The 19,663-nt window shown below is 74.4% G+C and carries 18 protein-coding genes; 5 read left to right on the top strand and 13 right to left on the bottom strand.

Going from position 1 to position 19,663, the window contains the following annotated elements; all coding sequences use genetic code 11:
• Positions 1 to 11 precede the first annotated feature (11 nt).
• From E1289_RS19430 to E1289_RS19420, 3 genes are all read right to left on the bottom strand, one after another.
• The gene (locus E1289_RS19430) at positions 12 to 1,334 is read right to left on the bottom strand and encodes an ABC transporter substrate-binding protein (protein WP_131982113.1); all 1,323 of its coding nucleotides are present in this window, start codon (positions 1,332 to 1,334) and stop codon (positions 12 to 14) included.
• Entirely contained in the window at positions 1,331 to 2,563 is a 1,233-nt protein-coding gene (gene ugpC, locus E1289_RS19425) for a sn-glycerol-3-phosphate ABC transporter ATP-binding protein UgpC (RefSeq protein WP_131982111.1), read from the bottom strand. Before ugpC ends, E1289_RS19430 begins: the two co-directional genes overlap by 4 nt.
• A 271-nt stretch (positions 2,564 to 2,834) precedes the next feature.
• Positions 2,835 to 3,944, bottom strand: coding sequence for a Xaa-Pro peptidase family protein (locus E1289_RS19420; protein WP_131982109.1), 1,110 nt, complete (start codon positions 3,942 to 3,944; stop codon positions 2,835 to 2,837).
• Between the two features lie 93 nt (positions 3,945 to 4,037).
• Here E1289_RS19420 and E1289_RS19415 point away from each other — a divergent pair, with 93 nt between their 5' ends.
• Together E1289_RS19415 and E1289_RS19410 are read left to right on the top strand one after the other, a co-directional pair.
• Positions 4,038 to 4,958, top strand: a complete 921-nt coding sequence (locus E1289_RS19415; RefSeq protein WP_131982107.1) for a 5'-3' exonuclease — start codon at positions 4,038 to 4,040, stop codon at positions 4,956 to 4,958.
• A gap of 272 nt (positions 4,959 to 5,230) precedes the next feature.
• Positions 5,231 to 5,959: a Crp/Fnr family transcriptional regulator gene (locus tag E1289_RS19410; protein WP_243712966.1), complete on the top strand. Its 729-nt coding sequence runs from the start codon at positions 5,231 to 5,233 to the stop codon at positions 5,957 to 5,959.
• A 134-nt stretch (positions 5,960 to 6,093) separates the two neighbouring features.
• Here E1289_RS19410 and E1289_RS19405 read toward each other — a convergent pair whose 3' ends face one another.
• From E1289_RS19405 to nirB, 5 genes are all read right to left on the bottom strand, one after another.
• Positions 6,094 to 6,288 (bottom strand): hypothetical protein, encoded by a 195-nt coding sequence (locus tag E1289_RS19405; protein WP_131954178.1) that lies wholly within the window; start codon positions 6,286 to 6,288, stop codon positions 6,094 to 6,096.
• Positions 6,289 to 6,421: 133 nt separating this feature from the next.
• On the bottom strand, positions 6,422 to 7,084 hold the full coding sequence (locus tag E1289_RS19400) for a biliverdin-producing heme oxygenase (RefSeq protein ID WP_131982105.1): 663 nt from the start codon (positions 7,082 to 7,084) through the stop codon (positions 6,422 to 6,424).
• A 120-nt stretch (positions 7,085 to 7,204) separates the two neighbouring features.
• The gene (locus E1289_RS19395) at positions 7,205 to 7,498 is read right to left on the bottom strand and encodes a DUF2470 domain-containing protein (protein WP_131982103.1); all 294 of its coding nucleotides are present in this window, start codon (positions 7,496 to 7,498) and stop codon (positions 7,205 to 7,207) included.
• Positions 7,499 to 7,586: 88 nt separating this feature from the next.
• The gene (locus E1289_RS19390; RefSeq protein ID WP_243712965.1) at positions 7,587 to 9,089 is read right to left on the bottom strand and encodes an FAD-dependent oxidoreductase; all 1,503 of its coding nucleotides are present in this window, start codon (positions 9,087 to 9,089) and stop codon (positions 7,587 to 7,589) included.
• Positions 9,086 to 11,587 (bottom strand): nitrite reductase large subunit NirB, encoded by a 2,502-nt coding sequence (gene nirB / locus E1289_RS19385; protein WP_131982101.1) that lies wholly within the window; start codon positions 11,585 to 11,587, stop codon positions 9,086 to 9,088. Before nirB ends, E1289_RS19390 begins: the two co-directional genes overlap by 4 nt.
• 211 nt (positions 11,588 to 11,798) lie before the next feature.
• Between nirB and E1289_RS19380 the strand changes: the two genes are divergently transcribed.
• The 3 genes from E1289_RS19380 (at position 11,799) to E1289_RS19370 (ending at position 14,149) form a co-directional block, all read left to right on the top strand.
• Positions 11,799 to 12,758, top strand: coding sequence for a DUF3068 domain-containing protein (locus E1289_RS19380; protein ID WP_165970541.1), 960 nt, complete (start codon positions 11,799 to 11,801; stop codon positions 12,756 to 12,758).
• 71 nt (positions 12,759 to 12,829) lie between these two features.
• Positions 12,830 to 13,204 carry a hypothetical protein gene (locus E1289_RS19375; RefSeq protein ID WP_131982097.1) on the top strand — a complete coding sequence of 125 codons (375 nt, stop codon included), beginning with the start codon at positions 12,830 to 12,832 and terminating at the stop codon, positions 13,202 to 13,204.
• A 75-nt stretch (positions 13,205 to 13,279) separates the two neighbouring features.
• The gene (locus E1289_RS19370; RefSeq protein ID WP_243712963.1) at positions 13,280 to 14,149 is read left to right on the top strand and encodes an NAD-dependent protein deacetylase; all 870 of its coding nucleotides are present in this window, start codon (positions 13,280 to 13,282) and stop codon (positions 14,147 to 14,149) included.
• 115 nt (positions 14,150 to 14,264) lie between these two features.
• On the opposite strand, the gene E1289_RS19365 is transcribed toward E1289_RS19370, so the two are convergent.
• From E1289_RS19365 to E1289_RS19345, 5 genes are all read right to left on the bottom strand, one after another.
• Positions 14,265 to 14,984 carry a DUF4142 domain-containing protein gene (locus tag E1289_RS19365; protein ID WP_131982095.1) on the bottom strand — a complete coding sequence of 240 codons (720 nt, stop codon included), beginning with the start codon at positions 14,982 to 14,984 and terminating at the stop codon, positions 14,265 to 14,267.
• A 107-nt stretch (positions 14,985 to 15,091) separates the two neighbouring features.
• Complete coding sequence (locus E1289_RS19360) at positions 15,092 to 15,580, bottom strand: MarR family transcriptional regulator (RefSeq protein ID WP_131982093.1); 489 nt, start codon at positions 15,578 to 15,580, stop codon at positions 15,092 to 15,094.
• Positions 15,581 to 15,668: 88 nt separating this feature from the next.
• Entirely contained in the window at positions 15,669 to 18,038 is a 2,370-nt protein-coding gene (locus E1289_RS19355; RefSeq protein WP_131982091.1) for an ABC transporter permease, read from the bottom strand.
• Positions 18,035 to 18,820 (bottom strand): ABC transporter ATP-binding protein, encoded by a 786-nt coding sequence (locus E1289_RS19350; RefSeq protein WP_131982089.1) that lies wholly within the window; start codon positions 18,818 to 18,820, stop codon positions 18,035 to 18,037. The genes E1289_RS19355 and E1289_RS19350 overlap by 4 nt, the downstream gene beginning before the upstream one ends.
• Entirely contained in the window at positions 18,807 to 19,490 is a 684-nt protein-coding gene (locus E1289_RS19345; RefSeq protein ID WP_131982087.1) for a TetR/AcrR family transcriptional regulator, read from the bottom strand. Before E1289_RS19345 ends, E1289_RS19350 begins: the two co-directional genes overlap by 14 nt.
• Positions 19,491 to 19,663 lie beyond the last annotated feature (173 nt).

The following is a 19,663-nucleotide window of genomic DNA, read 5'->3' as shown; positions in this document are numbered from 1 at the left end:
CCTACTAGTCCCTACTTGTAAGCCTCGGCGGCCTCGGCCTCCAGTTTCTTCTGGGTGCCCTTGACGTCATCGGGCTTCTGCACGAAGGTGCGCAGCGCCTCCCACATGCCGTCGCCGGGGGTCGCGCCGAAGGCGGCGGGCGTCAGGTCGGACATGTCGTAGCGGGCGGCGTCGCCGGCCTGCTGCAGCTGCCCGATCAGCTCCTTGGCGACCGGGTCGGAGTAGGCGTCCGGCGGGACGTTCTTGTTCGGCGTCAGGTAGCCGCCGAGCCCGGCCCAGACCTTGCCCGCCTCGGGGGAGGCGAGGAACTTCATCAGCTCCTGGGCGCCCTCGCCGTCCTTCAGCGCGACGGCGACGTCGCCGCCGAGGATCGCCGGGGCGGTGTCGCCGGCCTTGGGGAAGGCGAACACCTTGGCGTCCGTGCCGACCTTGGCGTCGGTGGTGGCGATGTTGGCGGCGGCGAAGTCGCCGCCGTAGACCATGGCGGCCTTCTCCTGCCCGAACGCCTGGGTGACCGACTCGTCGAACTTGGTCTTGGTCGCGGTCGAGACGCCGCCGTTGAGGAAGTCGGGCTTGCCCCAGATCTGCGCGAGCGTCTCCAGCGCCTTGCCGACCGTCGGGTCGGTCCACTTGATCTCGTGCTCGGCCAGCTTGTCGTAGTTCTCCGGGCCGGCCTGCGACAGGTAGACGTTCTCGAACCAGTCGGTCAGCGTCCAGGAGTCGTCCGGCCCGGCGGCCAGCGTGAACGGCGTGGTGCCGGCCTCCTGCAGGGTGCCGGCCGCGGTGATCAGCTCCTGCCAGGTCGCCGGGGGCTGGACGCCGGCGTCCGAGAACGCCTGCGGGCGGTACCACAGGATCGACTTGTACGCGGCCTTGATCATCACGCCGTAGGTCTTGTCGCCGGAGGAGCCGAGCTCCTTCCAATACGGCGAGAAGTTCTTGTCGACCTCCGACACCACGTCCGGGCTCAGCGGCTTGAGCGAGCCCTTCTCGGCGTACTGCTTCATCAGGCCCGGCTGCGGCAGGATCGCCACGTCCGGCGGGTTGCCGGCCTCCAGGCGCGGGCCGAGGAACGCGTCGGTGTTCTCACCGGTGGAGGCGTAGTTGACGGTGGCGCCGGTCTTCTTCTGGAACGCGTCCAGGACCTTGCGGAAGTTCTCCTCCTCGGGGCCGGTCCACTTGGCCGCGACCTCGATCGTGGTGCCCTTCAGCTCCCCGCCGCCGGCGGGCGTCGACCCGTCGTCGCCGCCGTCGTCGCCGCCGCACGCGGCGGCCGATGACAGGAGCAGGCCCGCCGCTACGGCGGCCCCCACTGCACGTCTGGTGACCCTCATCCTTCATCCTCCCTGGGCGCACCGGCGGCGTCGTCTGCTCCCCAGATCGACGCGCCGGACTCGATATCGAAGAAGTGCAGGCGGCCGGTGTCGACGCGGATCGTCACCGGGTCGCCGACCTTCACGCGGGTGCGCGGGCTGAACCGCGCGACCAGGTCCGTGTGCGGGCTCTCCAGTTCCCCCAGCACGTCCGTGCCCGCGTCGCGGGCGAGCTCCCTGGTGTCCTCGGTGACGACCGGGGACGCCTCGATCGCGAAATGGACGAGCACGTCCGAGCCCATCGCCTCCACCAGATCGACGGTGGAGGTCAGGGTGGAGCCCTCGGGGGCCTCCACGAGCTCGGAGTCCTCCATGTCCTCGGGGCGGATGCCGACGGCGACGTCGCGCCCGAGGTGGGACGCCAGGGCCGGGCGCTCGGTCAGCACGCGGGCCGGAAGCGTCAGGGTCGTGTCGCCGATCGTCAGGCGCGGGTTCTCCGCGTCCTCCGACAGCGTGCCCTGAAGCAGGTTCATGGCGGGTGAGCCGATGAAGCCGGCGACGAACAGGTTCACCGGCCGGTCGTAGAGCTCCTGCGGCGGCGCGACCTGCTGCAGCTCGCCCTTCTTCATCACCGCGACCCGGTCGCCGAGCGTCATCGCCTCGGTCTGGTCGTGGGTGACGTAGACAGTGGTGACGCCGAGGTCGCGCTGGATCCGGGCGATCTCGGCGCGCATCTGGACGCGGAGCTTGGCGTCCAGGTTGGACAGCGGCTCGTCCATCAGGAACGCCTGCGGCTCGCGGACGATCGCGCGGCCCATCGCGACCCGCTGCCGCTGCCCGCCCGACAGGTTGCGGGGCTTGCGGGACAGGTGCTCGGTGAGGCCGAGGGTCGCCGCGGCGCGGTCGACCCGCTCCCTGATCTCGGCCTTCGGCAGCTTGCGCAGCGACAGCCCGAACCCGATGTTGTCGCGGACCGACAGGTGCGGGTAGAGGGCGTAGCTCTGGAACACCATCGCGACGTCGCGGTCGCGGGCGGGCACCCGGTTGACGACGCGGCTGCCGATGGCGATCTCGCCCTCGGAGATGTCCTCCAGCCCGGCGACCATCCGCAGCGCGGTCGTCTTGCCGCATCCCGACGGACCCACCAGGACGAGGAACTCCCCGTCGGCGATGTGGAGGTTCAGGTCGGTCACGGCCCGCGTGCCGTCGGGATAGACCTTCCCGACGCTGGTCAGATCGACCTCTGCCACGGCGTCTCCTCTTCGTTTACGGCACGGACTCGTCCGGCGCGGCGGGAACGGGCCCGCCGCACGGCAGGAACGCGACTTACCCCCGCGTATCAAAGAAGGTGGTACATGCCGGACGGCCCGCGCCGCAATACGCGCGGAGCCCGCTGACGCATTTGATGCAAAGATCGTTACCGACCCGTTCTTCCGCGGATAGATGTCGTCCGAAACAGCGCGGGGGCGCGGACGGAAAACCCGTCCGCGCCCCCGGTGCCCGGGCGGCCGGAAACCGCGCTCAGCCCACGATCACCAGGCCGCGCTCGGTGTGGTTCACCGACTCGTGGCCGTCCTCGGTGCACACGACGATGTCCTCGATGCGGGCGCCGTGCGGGCCGGGGTAGATGCCCGGCTCGATCGAGAACGCCATGCCCGGCTCCAGCGGCTCGCGGTTGCCGGCCACGATGTAGGGGTCCTCGTGCGACTCCAGCCCGATGCCGTGCCCGGTGCGGTGGAAGAAGTGCTCGCCGTACCCCGCCGCCGCGATGAGGTCGCGGGCGGCGGCGTCCACCGCCTCGGGCGTCGCCCCGGGCCGGACGGCCGCGCTGGAGGCCCGCTGCGCCTCCTCCAGCACCGCGTAGTACGCGCGGTACTGGGCGGGCGGCTCGCCGACGCAGTAGTTGCGGGTGGAGTCCGAGCAGTACCCGCTCGGCATCGTCCCGCCGATGTCGACCACCACCGGCTCGCCCGGCCGGATGACCCGGTCCGACGGCTCGGCGTGCGGGCTGGCGCCGTTCGGCCCGGCCCCCACGATCACGAAGTCGACGCGCGTGTGGCCCTCGGCGAGGATCGCCTCGGCGACGTCGCGGGCGACCTCGCGCTCGGTGCGGCCGGCCTTGAGGATGTCCGGGACGCGGCGGTGCACGCGGTCGATCGCCGCGCCCGCCTCGCGCAGCGCCGCGACCTCGGCGGCGCTCTTGCGCATCCGCAGCCCGCGGAGCACTCCCCCGGCCGCGACCTGCTCGGCGTCCGGCATCGCGGCGCGGAACCGCAGCGCCATGACCGCCCACATCCGGTCGCCCACGCCCACCGTCCGCACGCCGCGGGGCAGCCGGCGGGCGATGAGCTCGTACGGGTCGTCGGTCTCGTCCCAGGGCACCAGCTCAAGGCCGAGGGCGCCGGCCGGGGACTCCTGCGCCGCGGGCAGCTCCAGCCGGGGCACGACCAGGAACGCCTCGCCGCCGGCCGGGATCACCAGGCAGGTGAGCCGCTCCAGCTCCTTGGCGTCGTACCCGGTGACGTACCGCAGGTCGGGGCCGGGGGTCAGCAGCACCGCGCCGAGACCGGCCCCGGCCGCCGCGTCGCGCACCAGGCCGGGACGCTCACGCGGATACAACTCCGTTGTCACACCCGTCTCCAATCTCGCGATCTTCTCCGGTACCAGGATCCCAGAGGCGCGCCCCCGCGCCGACGTCGTACCGGCGTGGCAGCATGTCCTCGCATGAGCGGGTTGATGCTGCTGGACACGCCGTCGCTGTACTTCCGCGCCTTCTTCGGGGTGCCCGAGTCGGTGACCGCGCCCGACGGGACGCCGGTGAACGCGGTGCGCGGGCTCATCGACATGATCGCGCGGCTGGTGCAGGACCGGTCGCCGGAGCGGCTCGTGTGCTGCATGGACGCCGACTGGCGGCCCGAGTTCCGGGTGGCCGCGCTGCCGTCCTACAAGGCGCACCGGGTCGCCGGCGACGGCGGCGACCAGACCCCGGACGCGCTGGAGGCGCAGCTGCCGGTCATCGACGCGGTGCTGGACGCGTTCGGGCTGGCCCGCGCGGGCGTCCCGGGGTACGAGGCCGACGACGTCATCGGGACCCTGGCGACCCGGGGTGCGGCGGACGGGCCGGTCGACATCGTGACCGGGGACCGCGACCTGTTCCAGCTGGTGGACGACCGCGGCCCGGTCCTCGTCCTGTACACGGCGCGCGGCATCCGGAACCTCCAGGTCATGGGCGAGCAGGAGGTCGCGGCCAAGTACGGCATCCCCGGCCGCGGCTACGGCGACTACGCGACGCTGCGCGGCGACCCGAGCGACGGGCTGCCCGGCGTCCCGGGCGTCGGCGACAAGACCGCCGCCGCGCTGGTCACCCGGTTCGGGTCGATCGAGGGGATTCTCGCCGCGCTCGACTCCGGCACCGCCGAGGGGTTCCCGGCGGGCGCGCGGCGCCGGATGGAGGCCGCGCGCGACTACCTGGCCGCCGCCGAGACGGTGGTGCGGGTGGTCACCGACATCGACGCGCCGGAACTGGCGGCGCTGGACGACCGGCTTCCCGCGGGGGCGCGCGACCCCGAGGCGCTCGTCGGGCTGGCCGACCGCTGGAACCTCGGCGGTCCCGTCAACCGGCTCCTCAACGCCCTGGCCCGGTGACCGCCGGGCGGCCCGCCCGGCTCTGCAATTTTCGCCAAAAGTGTCAGATGACGCAGACAGCGCGTTCTCCGGCGTGCAGCATCCTCATCGGTGAGGGGTTCTCATGGGCTCATGCACGATGCGCACTCGAGCGGCCGCCGTCCGGGCGGGGTCACGGACGGAACGGGCCGCATGAACGACCGGTACCCGCGGCACTGGGCCTCACCGCCCCACTCCTCCCAACTGCCGTGGGTACCGGTTCGCCGCACGCCCGCGGCCGGGGACGCGCGGCGGTGAGCGGGCATCCCGGGACCGCGGCGGGCGGCGGGCTCGCCGCCGGCCCGTCCGACGCGTTCTGGGACGCGCTGGACGACGTGGAGCGGGCAGCGCTCCGGCGGGTCGCGCGGCCCCGCGGGTACCAGCCGAGGATGCCGCTGTGCTACCAGGGCGACGATTCCGACCACCTCATCGTCATCGAGTCCGGCTGGGCCAAGGTGACCTCGTCCGGCCCGGACGGCCGCGAGGTGGTGCTCGCCGTCCGCGGGCCGGGCGACCTGGTCTGCGAGAGCGCGGTCCTCGGCGGCCGGGAGCGGTCGGCGACGGTGGCGGCGCTCGGCCCGGTCCGGGCGCTGGTCGTGCCCGCCTCCCGGTTCACCGGTTTCCTGGACGCCCATCCCCGCGTGTGGCGGCTGGTCAGCGGCACGTTCGTGCGCCGCCTCGACGACGCGGGCCGCCGGCTGCAGGCGCACGTGTCCGCGCAGGGCGCGCGGCGGCTGGCGATCCTGCTGTCCGACCTGGCGGACCGGTCGGCGCGGCACTGCCCGCCGGACGCCTCCGGCGGAGTCGTGCTGGGCCCGCCGCTGTCCCAGGAGGAGCTCGGGAGCTGGATGGACGCCTCGCGGGAGACCGTCGCGCGGGCCCTCGCGACACTCCGCGGGGAGGGGCTCGTCCGCACCGGCTGGCGGAAGATCATCGTGGTGGATCCGCCGGGCCTGCGGGCGTTCGCCCGGGATTCCGGGTAGCCACCGCCCGGCGCCTTTACATTGTAGATTTTTTGGGGGCCGCGAGCCGAAAGGCCGCCGGGCCGCGCGGCCTGGATGGTCGCGCGGCCCGGCGGCGGGACTGGTCCGGCGTCGCGGTACGGCGGCAGTGCGGGTCAGCGGCGGGCGCGGGTGCGGCCGCGGCCGCGCGAGCGCCAGTCGGTGCCGGCCCCCACCCCGCCGAGGTGCAGCGCGAGCAGCAGCAGGCCGAGCACGGTCAGCGTCCCGTTGTTGATGGCGTCCGACGTGATGTCGGCCAGGTCGAACAGCAGGGCGAGCGCGAAGACGATCGCGGCGACGATCGCGAGCATTGTGGACCTCCGGTCGGTCGGGGACGTCTTCCCGCCCCTCGGTTGCCTACCGGATGTCCAGGTCAAGCCCCGGCAAACCGCGACCAGTTTTCGGTCAGCCGGAAAAGCGTGAAACGCGGTGTCCGTTCCGAGGTCAGGCTGCGTTGGGCCGCAAGCCCTCGCCGAGCTCCTCGGTGAGGGCGGCGTTGAGGCGGTAGGCGGTCCTGACCTCGCCGATGACGCGCTCCTGCTCGGCGGCGTCCCAGGGGGCGGCGTCCAGGAGGTCGCGGTAGCGGTCCTTGTACGCCTTGGGCTTGCCCGGGAAGCGGTAGAAGCGGACGCCGTCGTCGCCCGCGGACAGGTCGAGCGTCTTGCGGACCTGCAGGCCGATGTACTGCCCGCCGGACAGGTCGCCCATGTAACGGGTGTAATGGTGGGCGACGAAGCCGCCCGGCCAGCTGAAGCACACCTCGCGGAGCCGTTCGCAGTAGCGCGCGGTGGCCGCGTTGGGCTCGATCCGGGTGCGCCAGCGGGGGCCGTAGAAGAACGCCAGGTCCGCCTCCAGCGCCTCCAGGCGGCGCAGCCCGGGCAGGTCGAACGGGCCGGCGGCGGGGTCCGCCGCCAGCCGGTCGGCGGCCGCCTCCAGCAGTTCGTACACCGGGTGGAGCTGCGCCACCAGGACCGCGTACTCGTCGCGGCCGAGGCGGCCCTCGACCAGCGCGCTCATGTAGGCGGAGGTCTCGTTGTCGCCGTGGTCGCTCCAGGTCGCGGCCCTCAGCCGCGCCGAGAACGCCTCCCCTGTTCGAGCATCGTCCATCCGGTCCCTCCTTCACCCAGAGATTAGGCTAGCCTTACCTAACTTCTCCGGGAAGGTGTCGCGGCGAATTTCCCGACGTTACGTCGGCTACTTTACCGACGCGGCGTCGGGAAGGTCCAGTCACGCGCTGAGCGCGGCACGGGCCTCCTCGGTCATCCGGACGACCTCGCGCCGGACCTGGGGCCGCTCGGTGAGGCGCTCGCCGAACGGGATCCGCACCGGATGCTCGGCGCCGCCGTCGGTGACGGCGAAGTCGATGCCGTCGGCGTCCATGCCGGTCATCCGGGCCGCGGTGGCGCCGGGCCGGCCGGCCAGCGCCCGGCAGATCGTCAGGCAGTCGGCCGCGTGGTCGTCGTTCATGTGGCGCATGATCTGGCGCACGACGTCCTCGCCGAAGGGGCCGGGGTCGGTCATGGAGCCGTCCTTTCCTGCGGGCCGGGCGGTCGGCCCCCGGTAGGTCCTTATCGGAGGCGGCCATGCGGCGGAGCCTACCCGCCGCGCGTCAGGCCACGTCGGCGGACTCCGGGCCGTCCGCCGTCTCCTGCCCGTCCAGCCAGGAGACGATGCCCTCCAGGGCTCCGCGGCAGCTCCCGCAGCCGGTGCCCGCCCTGGTCTCGCGGGCGACGTCGCCGGCGGTCCGGGCGCCGGCCTGCCAGCAGGCGCGGACCTGCCCCTTGGTCACGTTGTTGCAGTGGCAGACGGTCGCGGCGTCCGGCATGAGGACCGGGGACGCGGTCTCGACGGCGCCGCCGATACCGGGGAACAGCAGGCCGAGGCGCTCGGCGGGCAGCGGGTCGGCGCGGTCGTAGAGCTGGGTGAGCGTGCCCGCCGTGGCGGTCTCCCCGAGCAGGATCGCGCCGATGAGCCGCCCGTCCCGGATGACCGCCTTCTTGTAGGTGCCGCGCGCCGCGTCGGTGAACCGGACGACCTCCACGCCGTCGTCGTCGTCGCCGTGGTGCGTCTCGCCCATCGAGGCCAGCTCGATCCCGGCGGCCTTGAGGCGGGTGATCTGCCGGGCGCCGGTGAACCGGGCGGCGGGGTCGGTGCCGGCCAGCAGCCCGGCGAGCACCCCCGCCTGCTCCCACGCGGGCGCCACGAGGCCGTACACCTCGTCGCGGTGCTCGGAGCACTCCCCGATGGCGCGGACGGCGGGGTCGGTGACCGAGCGCAGCTCGTCGTCGACGAGCACGGCGCGGCCGACGGCGAGGGCCGCGGCGCGGGCGAGGGTGACCTCGGGCCGCACGCCGCACGACAGGATGACGAGGTCGGCGGCGATGGTCTCCGTCCCGCCGCCGGGCAGGGCGAGCTCGACGCCGGTCACCGCGCCGCCGGCGGTGTTCAGGGCGGTGACGTCGGCGCGCAGGCGGGTGGCGATCCCGTGGCCCGCCAGCGTCCGGGCCAGGACCCGGCCGGCGGCGGGGTCGAGCTGGCGTTCCATGAGGTGGCCGGCCAGGTGCAGGACGGTGACGTCCAGCCCGCGGCCCGCGAGGCCGCGGGCCGCCTCGATGCCGAGGAGCCCGCCGCCGACGACGACCGCGCGGACGGCGGTTTCGGCCAGCTCGGAGATGCGGCGGCAGTCGTCCAGGGTCCGGAACGCGAGGGCGCCCATGGGCAGCCCGTCCTCCAGGCCGGGGAACGGGGGGATGAACGCGGTGCTGCCGGTGGCGAGGACGAGGGTCTCGTACGGGGTGACGGTCCCGTCGGAGGCGTGCACCGCCTTCGCGGCGCGGTCGATGCGGGTGACCTCGACGCCGAGGCGGGCGTCCACGCCGCAGGAGGCGTACCAGGCGTTGTCGACCAGGCTGATGTGGTCGGGCCGCGCCGCCCCGGCGAGGACGTCCGACAGCAGTACCCGGTTGTAGGGGCGCTGCGGTTCGGCGCCGAACACCGTCACGGGCACGCGGCGGTCGCGGTCCCGCAGCTCGGTCACGAAACGCGACCCGGCCATGCCGTTGCCGACCACGACGATGCCCGCGCCCGCCGCGGCGCCGCCGGTGGCGCTCACCGGGGCACCGCCGGCGGGATCGGCTTGATCTGGTCGCGCTCGACCTCGAACGCGATGCTGGGGTCGGGGGTGCGCGGGGCGTTGACGAACGAGACGAACCGGCTGAGCCGGCCGGGGTCGTCCAGGGTGTCGCGCCATTCGTCGGAGTAGCCCGCGACGTGGCGTGCCATGGCGGCGTCGAGCTCGGCGCAGATGCCGAGCCGGTCGTCCACGATGACCTCGCGGAGGTAGTCCAGGCCGCCGTCGAGGGACTCCAGCCACGTCGCGGTGCGCTGCAGCCGGTCGGCGGTCCGGATGTAGAACATCAGGAACCGGTCGATGTAGGTGATCAGCTGGTCGTCGGTGAGGTCGGTGGCGAACAGGTCGGCGTGCCGGGGCCGCATGCCGCCGTTGCCGCCGAGGTAGAGGTTCCAGCCGTTCTCGGTGGCGATGACGCCGAAGTCCTTGCTCTGCGCCTCGGCGCACTCGCGGGCGCAGCCGGACACGGCCGACTTCAGCTTGTGCGGGGCGCGCAGGCCCCGGTAGCGCAGTTCGAGGCGGATCGCCATGGCGGCCGAGTCCTGCACGCCGTAGCGGCACCAGGTCGACCCGACACAGGACTTGACCGTCCGCAGCGCCTTGCCGTAGGCGTGCCCGGACTCGAACCCGGCGTCGACGAGCCGCCGCCAGATGTCGGGGAGCTGCTCGACCCGGGCGCCGAACATGTCGATCCGCTGCCCGCCGGTGATCTTGGTGTAGAGGCCGAAGTCGCGGGCGACCTCCCCGATCACGATGAGCTTCTCCGGGGTGATCTCGCCGCCGGGGACGCGCGGCACCACCGAGTACGTGCCGTTCTTCTGCAGGTTGGCGAGGAAGTGGTCGTTGGTGTCCTGCAGCGCCGCCTGCTCGCCCTCCAGGATGTGGCCGGTGCCGAGGCTCGCCAGGATGGACGCGACGGCGGGCCTGCAGATGTCGCAGCCGCGGCCCCTCCCGTGCTCCTGGACGAGCTGGGTGAAGCTGGTGATCCGCCCGGCGCGGACGATGTCGAACAGCTCGGCGCGGCTGTGGTCGAAGTGCTCGCAGAGGGCCGTGCCGACCTCGATGCCGGCGGCCGTCAGCTCGGCGTCCAGGAGCCGCTTGACCAGCGGGACGCAGCTTCCGCAGCTGGTCCCGGCCCTGGTGCGGTCCTTGACGTCGGCCATGTCGGTAAGGGAGTTCTCCGAGATCGCGCAGCGGATGCCCTCGGCGGTGACGTTGTTGCAGGAGCAGATGACGGTCGCGGCGGGCAGGTCCTCCCCCGCGGTCTCGGTGCCGCCGAAGAGCATCTGCTCGGGGGTGCCGGGCAGGCCGCCGCCGACGTGGGCGCGCAGGGTCCCGTACGACGCGGCGTCGCCGACGAGGACGCCGCCGAGGAGCGTCTGCGCGTCGTCGCTGACGACGAGTCTCTTGTAGACGCCGGCGACGGGGTCGGTGTAGGTGACGCCGAGCGCCTCCTCCCCCGGGCCCGCGAAGGGGTCGCCGAAGCTGGCGACGTCGACGCCGAGGAGCTTGAGGCGGGTCGAGGTGTCGGCGCCCTCAAACACGGCGGTGCTCGCGTCCGACAGCAGCCGGTCCGCGACGACCTCGGCCATGGAGAAGCACGGGCCGACCAGCCCGTAGACGGTCCCGCCGACGAGGGCGCACTCGCCGATCGCCCAGATGGCCGGGTCCTCGGTGCGGCAGGACGCGTCCACGACGATGCCGCCGCGCTCGCCGACGGGCAGGCCGCAGGCGCGGGCGAGCTCGTCGCGCGGCCGGATGCCGGCGGAGAAGACCACGACCTCGGCGCCGACGGCCGAGCCGTCCGCCAGCACGATCCGCGCGACCGCGCCGTCCTCGCCCGCCTCCAGGACGCGCAGGGGGACGCCTGCGTGGACGGCGATGCCGAGGCCCTCGATGTGGCGGCGCAGCATCGCGCCGCCGCCCTCGTCGAGCTGGCGGGGCATCAGCCACGGCGCGGCCTCCACGACGCCGCTGCGCAGGCCGAGGTTCTGGATCGCGCGGGCGGCCTCCAGGCCGAGCAGCCCGCCGCCCACAACCGCGCCCGTCGCGCGGTCCCGCGCGTAGTCGCGGATCGCGTCCAGGTCGTCGACGGTGCGGTAGACGAACACGCCCGGCAGGTCGCGGCCGCCGACCGGCGGGACGAACGGGGCCGATCCGGTGGCCAGCACGAGCGCGTCGTAGGCGGTGACGCTCCCGGCGGACGTGGTGACGGTCCGGGCGGCGCGGTCGATCGCGGTGACCCGCTCCCCGGTGACGACCGTGACCCCGCCGCCGTGCGCGGGGTAGGCGAGGTCGGCGCCGTCGAGGTGCGAGGTCAGCGCGACGCGGTCGTAGGCCCCGCGGCTCTCCTCGCCGATGACGGTGATCGTCCATGTGCCCGCGGTGTCGCGCTCGCGCAGCGCCTCCACCAGCCGGTGCGAGGCCGGGCCGTGGCCCGCCACGACCAGCCGCCTGTGCGTTTCGCTGTCGGCTCCCATGAACCCCGATGCTGGGGGGTCCGTATTTCCCGCGGGGAACCCGGAGGTCACCCGCGCGTTAACTGCGCCTCACGCCCGTCGCGGGCCCATGGCGGGGCCGCGGTTGTCAGTTCGTGAGCAGGAAGCGTTCCTTTCGTGAGGGCGACACGAGAGGATCAGTGCGATAAATCACACCAAATCGGCCAGTCCGATGGCCGGCCGGGAGGCTGCATTGCGAAGGATCATCGGCGTATCACTCATCGGGCTCGGTACCTTTCTCGTCGCCGCCGGTGTCCTCGTGCGCTTCTACGTGGCCCCCATGCTGATCGGCGCCCCGACGGACCTCTACCAGGTCACGCGGCTGCAGGCCGAGAACGCCACCTACCTGGACGCGGGGTCGGTCACGGTCCGCACCGGCGCGACCGTGGTGGCGACCGCCACCGTCCGCGGCGACGTCAAGGCCTCCGGCGACGGCACCGCCGTATGGGACACCGGCACGGTCGTGCAGGACGTCGACCGCGGCTACAGGCTCGAGCTCCAGAACGCCCGGTACGCCTTCGACCACCGCACGGGCCGGCTGAAGAACTGCTGCGGGGCGGCGATCCAGGGGGACGAGAACGTCAAGGTCTCCGGTATCGGGCTGTTCTGGCCGGTGGAGGCGCGCAAGCGGGACCTGGAGCTGTTCGACACCACGACCCTCCGGGCGTGGCCGGTCGTCTTCGAGGGCGAGGAGCGCGTCGACGGGCGGCTCACCTACCGCTACGTCCAGCACATCCCGGAGACCAGGGTCGCGGGCGACCTGCCCGCGCTGCCCGCGGGCCTGTTCGGGCGTCCCGACGGCGATCCCGCCGTCGAGGCGGACCGCCACTACCGGCTGGACGCCACGTACTGGATCGACCCGAGGACCGGCTCGACGGTCGACCAGCGGCGGCACGTGGTGTCGACGCTGCGGCCGAAGGAGGGGCCGGGGAGCCTCGTGGTGGCGGACCTGAACCTGCGGATGACGCCGGAGTCGCGGGAGGCCCTGCGGGAGAGGGCCGACGACGGCGCGGGCAAGATCCGGTTGCTGGAGACCGTCGTTCCCGTGACCGCGGCCGGGGCGGGCCTGGCGGCCGTGGTGGCCGGGCTGCTGCTGACCCTGTCGGGCGGGCGGCGCACCTCGCGGCGCGGGACCCGCCGCGCCGCGGCCTGACCGGGCCGTTAGCCACCGGATGGGCGGGTAGGGGGCACCCGAGACCCGAACATCCGAACTGGGGGGCAGTGATGGGCGAGTCACACCATCCGATCCAGGGCGAGCACCGGTACCAGCAGGAGGTGACCTCGCCGGACCAGCACGAGGAGCGGCCCGGGCGGAGCCTGGTGACCACCGACCACGAGGTCATCCGCCGCTGGGCCGAGGAACGCGGCGCCGAGCCGTCGACGGTGCCCGGCAGCGACTACGAGGGCAGGCCGGGCCGGCTGCTGCTCGACTTCCCCGGCTACGGCGGGGAGAACCTGGAGCACATCTCCTGGGACGACTGGTTCCGCACCTTCGACGAGCGGAAGCTCAACTTCCTCTACCAGGAGCACCGGAAGGACGGCTCCCAGAGCAACTTCTTCCAGCTGGAGAACCCGGAGCGCGAGGGCGGCGGCGGCTGACCGGCGCCCGGCCGCGCCTCCCGGCCGTCCGCGGTGGCGGCCTGCTCACCCGTCCCGGTCGTGCAGGATGGAGGGGTGACGCAGGTTGCACAGGGCCGCCCGGCCGGCGACGGGGAGACCGCGCGGCTGCTGATGCTGGCCGACCTCGTCTCCGACGGCGACGTCGTGGTGCTGAGCGGCGCGGGGCTGTCGACCGAGTCGGGCATCCCGGACTACCGCGGCGAGACGGGGCGCCTGCGGCGCGCCGAGCCGATGACGTACCAGGAGTTCACCGGGTCGGCCGCCGCGCGGCGCCGGTACTGGGCGCGCAGCCATCTGGGGTGGCGGCACGTCGCCGAGGCGCGGCCGAACGCGGGCCACCGCGCCGTCGCGGCGCTGCAGCGGCGCGGGCTGCTCGCGGGGATCATCACCCAGAACGTCGACGGCCTGCAGCAGGCCGCCGGGGCGCACGGCGTGATCGAGCTGCACGGCGCGCTGGACCGGGTCGTGTGCCTGGACTGCGGCGACCGGACCGCGCGCCGCCGGCTGGAGGAGCGGCTGCGGGCCGCCAACCCCGGCTGGGCGGAATCCGCCGCCGGCGCCGTGGTCAATCCCGACGGCGACGCCGTCCTCGGCGACGCGGAGGTCGGGGCGTTCCGCACGGTGGACTGCGCGAGGTGCGGCGGCCCCCTCAAACCCGATGTGATCTTCTTCGGGGAGAACGTGCCGCCGGCCCGGGTGCGGGAGTGCTACACGCTGACCGAGCGCGCGGGCGCCCTGCTGGTGCTCGGCTCGTCGCTGACGGTGCTGTCGGGGTACCGGTTCGTCCGGCACGCGGCCCGGCACGGCGTTCCCGTCGCGATCGCCAACCGGGGCGAGACCCGCGGCGACGAGCACGCGCTGATCAAGGTGGACGCGCCGCTCGGGGCGGCCCTGGAGACACTGCTGGCCGGGCTCGCCCCGTAACCTCGGCGGCCCGTAACCTCGGCGGCCCGTAACCTCGGCGGCCCGTAACCTCGGCGACCCGTAACCTCGGCGACCCGTAACCTCGGCGACCCGTAACGTCGGCGGCCCGCGGGTGTCAGCGGCCCGCGAGGACGGACGTCGCGGCGGGCGCGGGCGAGGCCCGCCGCCCCGGCACGCCGGGCGGGGGTGCCTCGGTGACGGTCGGCGGGTCGGGCAGCGTGTCGACGGTGACGAAACCGGTCGCCTCCAGCAGTTTCAGCTGCCCGTTGAGGAACGCCTCGACCTGCTGGGCGTACTGGCGCATCGTGGTGTTGCGGGTGCTGGCCCGGACCGCGGCGGTCCGCGCGTACAGCAGCCCCTGCGCCGTCCGCATCCGCGCCACTGCGGTCTTGTCGTAGTCGGTGCCGGACTTGCCGGTGATCTCCGACATCCAGCTCTGCTGCTCGGCGTCCGGGCTGTTCGGCAGCGCCACGTTCAGCTTCGCGGCCATCGCGCGGTTCACCGCGTCGAACCGGATGTGCCGGGTCGCAATCTGGCCGAGGTTCTTGCGGGTGGCGCCCTGGGAGCCGCGGCGGGCGGCGGCGCGGCCGACCGGGATCTCCCACAGCGCGGCCTGCCTGAGCTGCACGAGGAGGAGCCGGTCGGCGGAGGTGAGCAGGCCCCCGTCGGCCGGTGCGGCGCCTTCGCCGGCACCGCCGGCCGCCCCGCCGCCGGTGGCCTGCACCTGCTGCACGCCGCCGTCGGTGCCCTGGCGGCCCATCGGCTCGCAGCCGCCGACGAGCAGCGCCGCGGCCAGCGCGCACGCCGCCACGGTGGCCGGGCGGGGTCCTCGCATGCGGCGCCGTCCTTTCGGTCCGGGGAGGGAGACGTCACCCGACCGGTACGCACGCGGGGGCGGCGGGGGTTCAACGCGGCCGCGATCCCGTTCCGGCGTCCGGCGGGTCAGGTCCAGCCGAGCCGGGCGAGGCCGCCGACCGCGGGCTCGCCGCCGGCCTCGGTGAAGGCGCGCAGGGCGGCGACCAGGGCGTGCCGCTGGCCGGGCGGCATCCGGGCGACGACCTCGGCGATGCCGGCGCGGCGGCGGGCGGTGACGTCGTCGACGAGGGCGCGGCCGGCGCCGGTGAGCTGGATGCGGATCTCCCGCCCGCTGTCGGGGCTGGCCTGCCGGTCCACCAGCCCGGCGGCGGCGAGCCGGTCGACCATCCGCATCGCGGTGGACGGGTTGACCTCCAGCAGCCCGGCGAGCGTGACGAGCTTGGCCGGGCCCTGCGAGGCGAGCACGACGAGCAGCCGGAACTGCGGCATCGTCACGGTGTCCTCGACGGCGGCCAGGGACCGCACGGAGATCGCCACGAGCAGCCGCGACGCGGTCAGCAACGCCGAGGTGACCTCGTCGACGCCGTCGTCGTGGCCGCCGCCTCGCCCGCTCATGACGACTTTCTACAACGCCGGGGCCCCGGCGCGCCACGCGGGCGCCACGCGGGCGCCACGCGGGCGCCGCCGGCCGGTGCGCGCCGCGTCAGCCCGCGCGCTCCCGGACGAGCCCGCCGAGGTCCATGCGCGCCAGGCCGCGCAGGCCGGGCCGCTGCGCGAGGTGCGCCACCGCGAGCACGGCCAGGGCCGACCACGCGAACGTGGCGGGCCGGATCTCGGTGTGGAAGGCCATCAGGTCGCTGTTGAACGCGCCGAGGAACGCCCCGGTGGCGATCCGCCCGATGACCAGGCCGGGGACGGCGCCCGCCGCTACCACGAGGAGGTTCTCGGCGGTGACGAGGCGGGCCAGCCGCCGCCGGCCGACGCCGGCGGCGCGCAGCGTCGCCAGCTCGGTCCCGCGTTCGGCGAGGTTGACCGACAGGGTCGCGAACAGGACGGTGAAGGCCAGCAGCCCGCCGAACGCGAGCATGATCGCGACGAAGACGTAGAACAGGTTCATGTACTCGTCCATGGCCTTCTTCAGTGCCCCGGTGTCGGTGTAGGCGACCACGGCGGGATGGGACGTCAGGGCGCGTTCGGCGGCGGCGCGGTCGGCGCCGGGCACGAACCGGACCAGGACGGTGTCCGGCTCGGCCGACGGCGCCCAGGCGGCGACCTGGTCGAGCGTCGCGTAGGCGTGGGTGCCGAGCGGCTCGTCGACGAACCCGGCCACGGTGGTGGAAACGGTCCTGCCGCCGGGGAGGCGCAGCCCGATGCGGTCGCCGGTGTCCACGCCGAGTTCGTCGCGCAGTGCCGCCCCGAGCAGGGCGCCGCCGCCGGGCAGGGACCGCTCCCCGCCGCCGGGGGTGAGGAACCGGTGCATCCGCGTCCCCGCGGGCAGCCCGACGACGGTGGTGGAGTAGCCGCGGCCACCGGCGGTGATCGTGGCGGGGAGGCGGGTGGACGGCTCCGCGGCCCGCACGCCCTCCGTCGCCGCCAGGGCGCCGAGTGACGCGCCGTCGATGGGCCGGCCGAGGGTGAGCTCGGCGTCCTGCCGCTGGACCTGGTCGAACTGGCGGGACACGGTCGCCTGGGAGGAGTCGAGCATCCCCCAGGAGACGAGGATGAGCACGAGGGCGAGGACGACACCGGCCATGGTGTAGAGGGTGCGGCGGACCTGGCGGGCGGGGCCGCGCAGGACCAGCCACACCCCGGCGGGCAGCCGCCCGGCGGCGGGCACGGCCCGGGCCAGGCGGGCGCCCCACCCCGCTCCCCCGGTGGCCGGGACGACGCCGCGCATCGCCTCGGCGGGCGGGACGCGGGCGGCCGACACCGCGGGCGCCAGGGCCGCCACGGCCCCCGCGACCAGCCCGAACGCGAGCCCGTACAGCAGGGTCGCCGCACGGACGGTCACCGTCGTCTCGGGCAGGCCGACGGCGTCGCCGTAGAGCCGGGTGACCGGCCCGGCCAGCGCCAGGCCCGCGCCGGCGCCGAGGATGGCGCCGGTGGCGCCGGCGGCGACGCCGGTCGCCAGGTAGTGCGCCACGACCGTGCGGCGCCGGAACCCGCTGGCGCGCAGCGTCCCGATGACGACGCGGTCACGGGCCACCCGGCGGGTCAGCACGACGTAGACGGCGATGCCGGCGGCGGCGAGGAACAGCAGCGGGAACATCACCGCCAGCTGCGAGAACCCCTTGATGTCCTGCGCGAGGGTGGCGTTGCTGGGCTGCTCGGCGCGGGTGACGGCCGCGCCCGCGCCGCGGGCCCGCGCGGCGGCGGTGAGGGCGGCGTCGAGGCGGCCGGACGCGTCGCGCCCGCCGGGGGTGTAGTAGACGGCCACCTCGTTGGGCGCGTCGCGTCCGGCGAGCCGGCGGGCCAGTTCCTCGGGGACGTACAGGACACCGAACGAGCCGGGCGCGGGCAGGATGTTCTGGCGGCTGGGCGCGGGCCACAGGTACTCGGGCGAGGACGCGGTGCCGCGCACGACGAGGTCCCGCCAGGCCCGCCCGTCCCACACCGCCACGGTCGCGCCGGGCCCGAGTCCGGCGTCGTCCGCGAGGTGCTTGTCGGCGAGGACGCCGGACGGCGCCGCGGGGTCCAGGTACCGGCCGTGGAGGACCATCACGCGGTTGACGGCCGGCTGCGACCCGGCGGGGAACCCGACGACGCGGCCGACGAGCGTGCCGCCGTCCGGTGTGCGCATCGGCACGTCGGCGACGGTGCGGACGGCGGCCGCCGCCACGCCGGGCGCCGCCCGCGCCTCCCGCGCGATCGCGGCCGTGTCGCCGCCCGACAGCGTCAGGTCGGCGAACCGGTACTTGGCGAACAGGTCCCGGTAACCGGAGTCGAGGTTCTCGTAGGCGTCGTGTGAGGCCCCGAACAGCGCGACGCCGAGCATCACCAGCACGACCACCGACACCAGCTGCGCGGGGCGGCGGCGCAGGTCGCGGCGCAGCTTGACGTTGAGGGTGCTCACCACGTCACCTCCTCGGCCGGGGCGGGGGCCGCGGTGGTGGTGACCTCGGCGATGCGGCCGGAGCGCATCCGCACCACGCGGTGCGCGATGGCGGCGATCGCGGCGTTGTGGGTGACGACCATGACGGTGCGGCCGCGCCCGTTGAGGTCCTGCAGGACGCGCAGGACGCCGCGCCCGGTCTCCAGGTCGAGCGCGCCGGTCGGCTCGTCGCACAGCAGCAGCTCGGGGTCCTTGGCGATGGCGCGGGCGATCGCGACGCGCTGCTGCTCGCCGCCCGACAGCCGGGCCGGGAAGTGGCCGGCGCGGCCGGCGAGCCCGACCGCCTCCAGCGCGGCCGCGGACCGCTCGCGGTCGCCGCGTCCGGTGAGCTCGGCGACCAGCCGGACGTTCTCCAGCGCGGTCAGCGAGGGGACGAGGTTGAAGAACTGGAACACGAACCCGACGGTGTCGCGGCGGTAGGCGGTGCGGGCGTCCTCGTCCAGGCCGGAGATGTCGCGGCCGGCCGCGATGACCGCACCGGCGGTGGCGGGCTCGATGCCGCCGATCAGGTTGAGCAGGGTCGTCTTGCCGGAGCCGGACGGGCCGAGCAGCACGACGAACTCGCCGCGCCGCACCTCCAGGTCCACCTCGCGCAGCGCGCGCACCTCGGCGCGGCCGCCGCCATAGGTCTTCCCGGCGCCGCGCAGCAGCACCGCCGGGGCGCCGTCGCGGCCGTCGTCCCCGCCGCCACCGTCGCCGTGGTCGCTCCGGACGGTCGCCCGCCCGCGGTCATGACGCTTCATCGCCGTCTCCTCCGTCTGCGTGGCGTTCGTCTGCGCGGCGTTCGTCCGCGCGGCCTTCGGGGGCCGGGCCGCCGGGGGCGCCGCCGGGCGGGCGCAGCAGGGCGAGGAGCCCGGCGGCGGGGCCGGTCATGTCCGTCCCGGGGTCGATCAGCATGTGGACGAGCAGGCCGTCGAGGAGCGCGCCGAGGACCACGGCCAGCCCGGCGGGGTCGGCGTCGGCGCGCAGGAGGCCCGCGGCCTGGTTCGCGGCGAGCCGGTCCGACAGCATGTCCCGGAACGCGCGGACCTGGAGTTCGCTCTGGGCGCGCAGCTCCTCGTCGCGCATGCCGTGCGTCAAAGCCTCGGCGAGCACGCGCTGCCCGTCGGTGCCCTCCCCGCTCCCGGCCCCGCTCCGGGCGAGGCGGCGTACCGCGGCGGCGACGCCGTCCAGCACGTCCTCCGCCCGCAGGATCGCCTCGACGGGGCCCTCCAGCTCCCTCTCCATGGCGTGCATCACCGCGGCCCGCCGGAGCGCGGCCACCGACCCGAAGTAGTAGTGCACGAGCGCGTTGTTGGCCTGGGCCCGGTCCGCCACGGCGCGCGAGGTCACCGCGGACCAGCCGCCCTCGGCCAGCACCGCGACGGCCGCCTCCAGCAGCCGGATCCGCGTGGGCACCTCGTCGTCGGCCATTCGTCCCCCGCTTCTTGGTCGATCGCTTTAAGCAACTGCCCAACACACGGTACGCCGGATCTTTGCAGCATGCAACGTTCGACCGGGACGGCCCTGGAAACGCGGAACGTCCCGGTCGAACGTTGCATGCTGCAAAGATCCGGCGTACCGTGTGTTGGGCAGTTGCTTAAAGC

This window comes from Actinomadura sp. 6K520 (assembly GCF_004349245.1).
Lineage (GTDB): Bacteria > Actinomycetota > Actinomycetes > Streptosporangiales > Streptosporangiaceae > Spirillospora.
The sequence above is the reverse complement of the archived record's forward strand: the minus strand, read 5'-3'. Positions and strand labels throughout refer to the sequence as shown.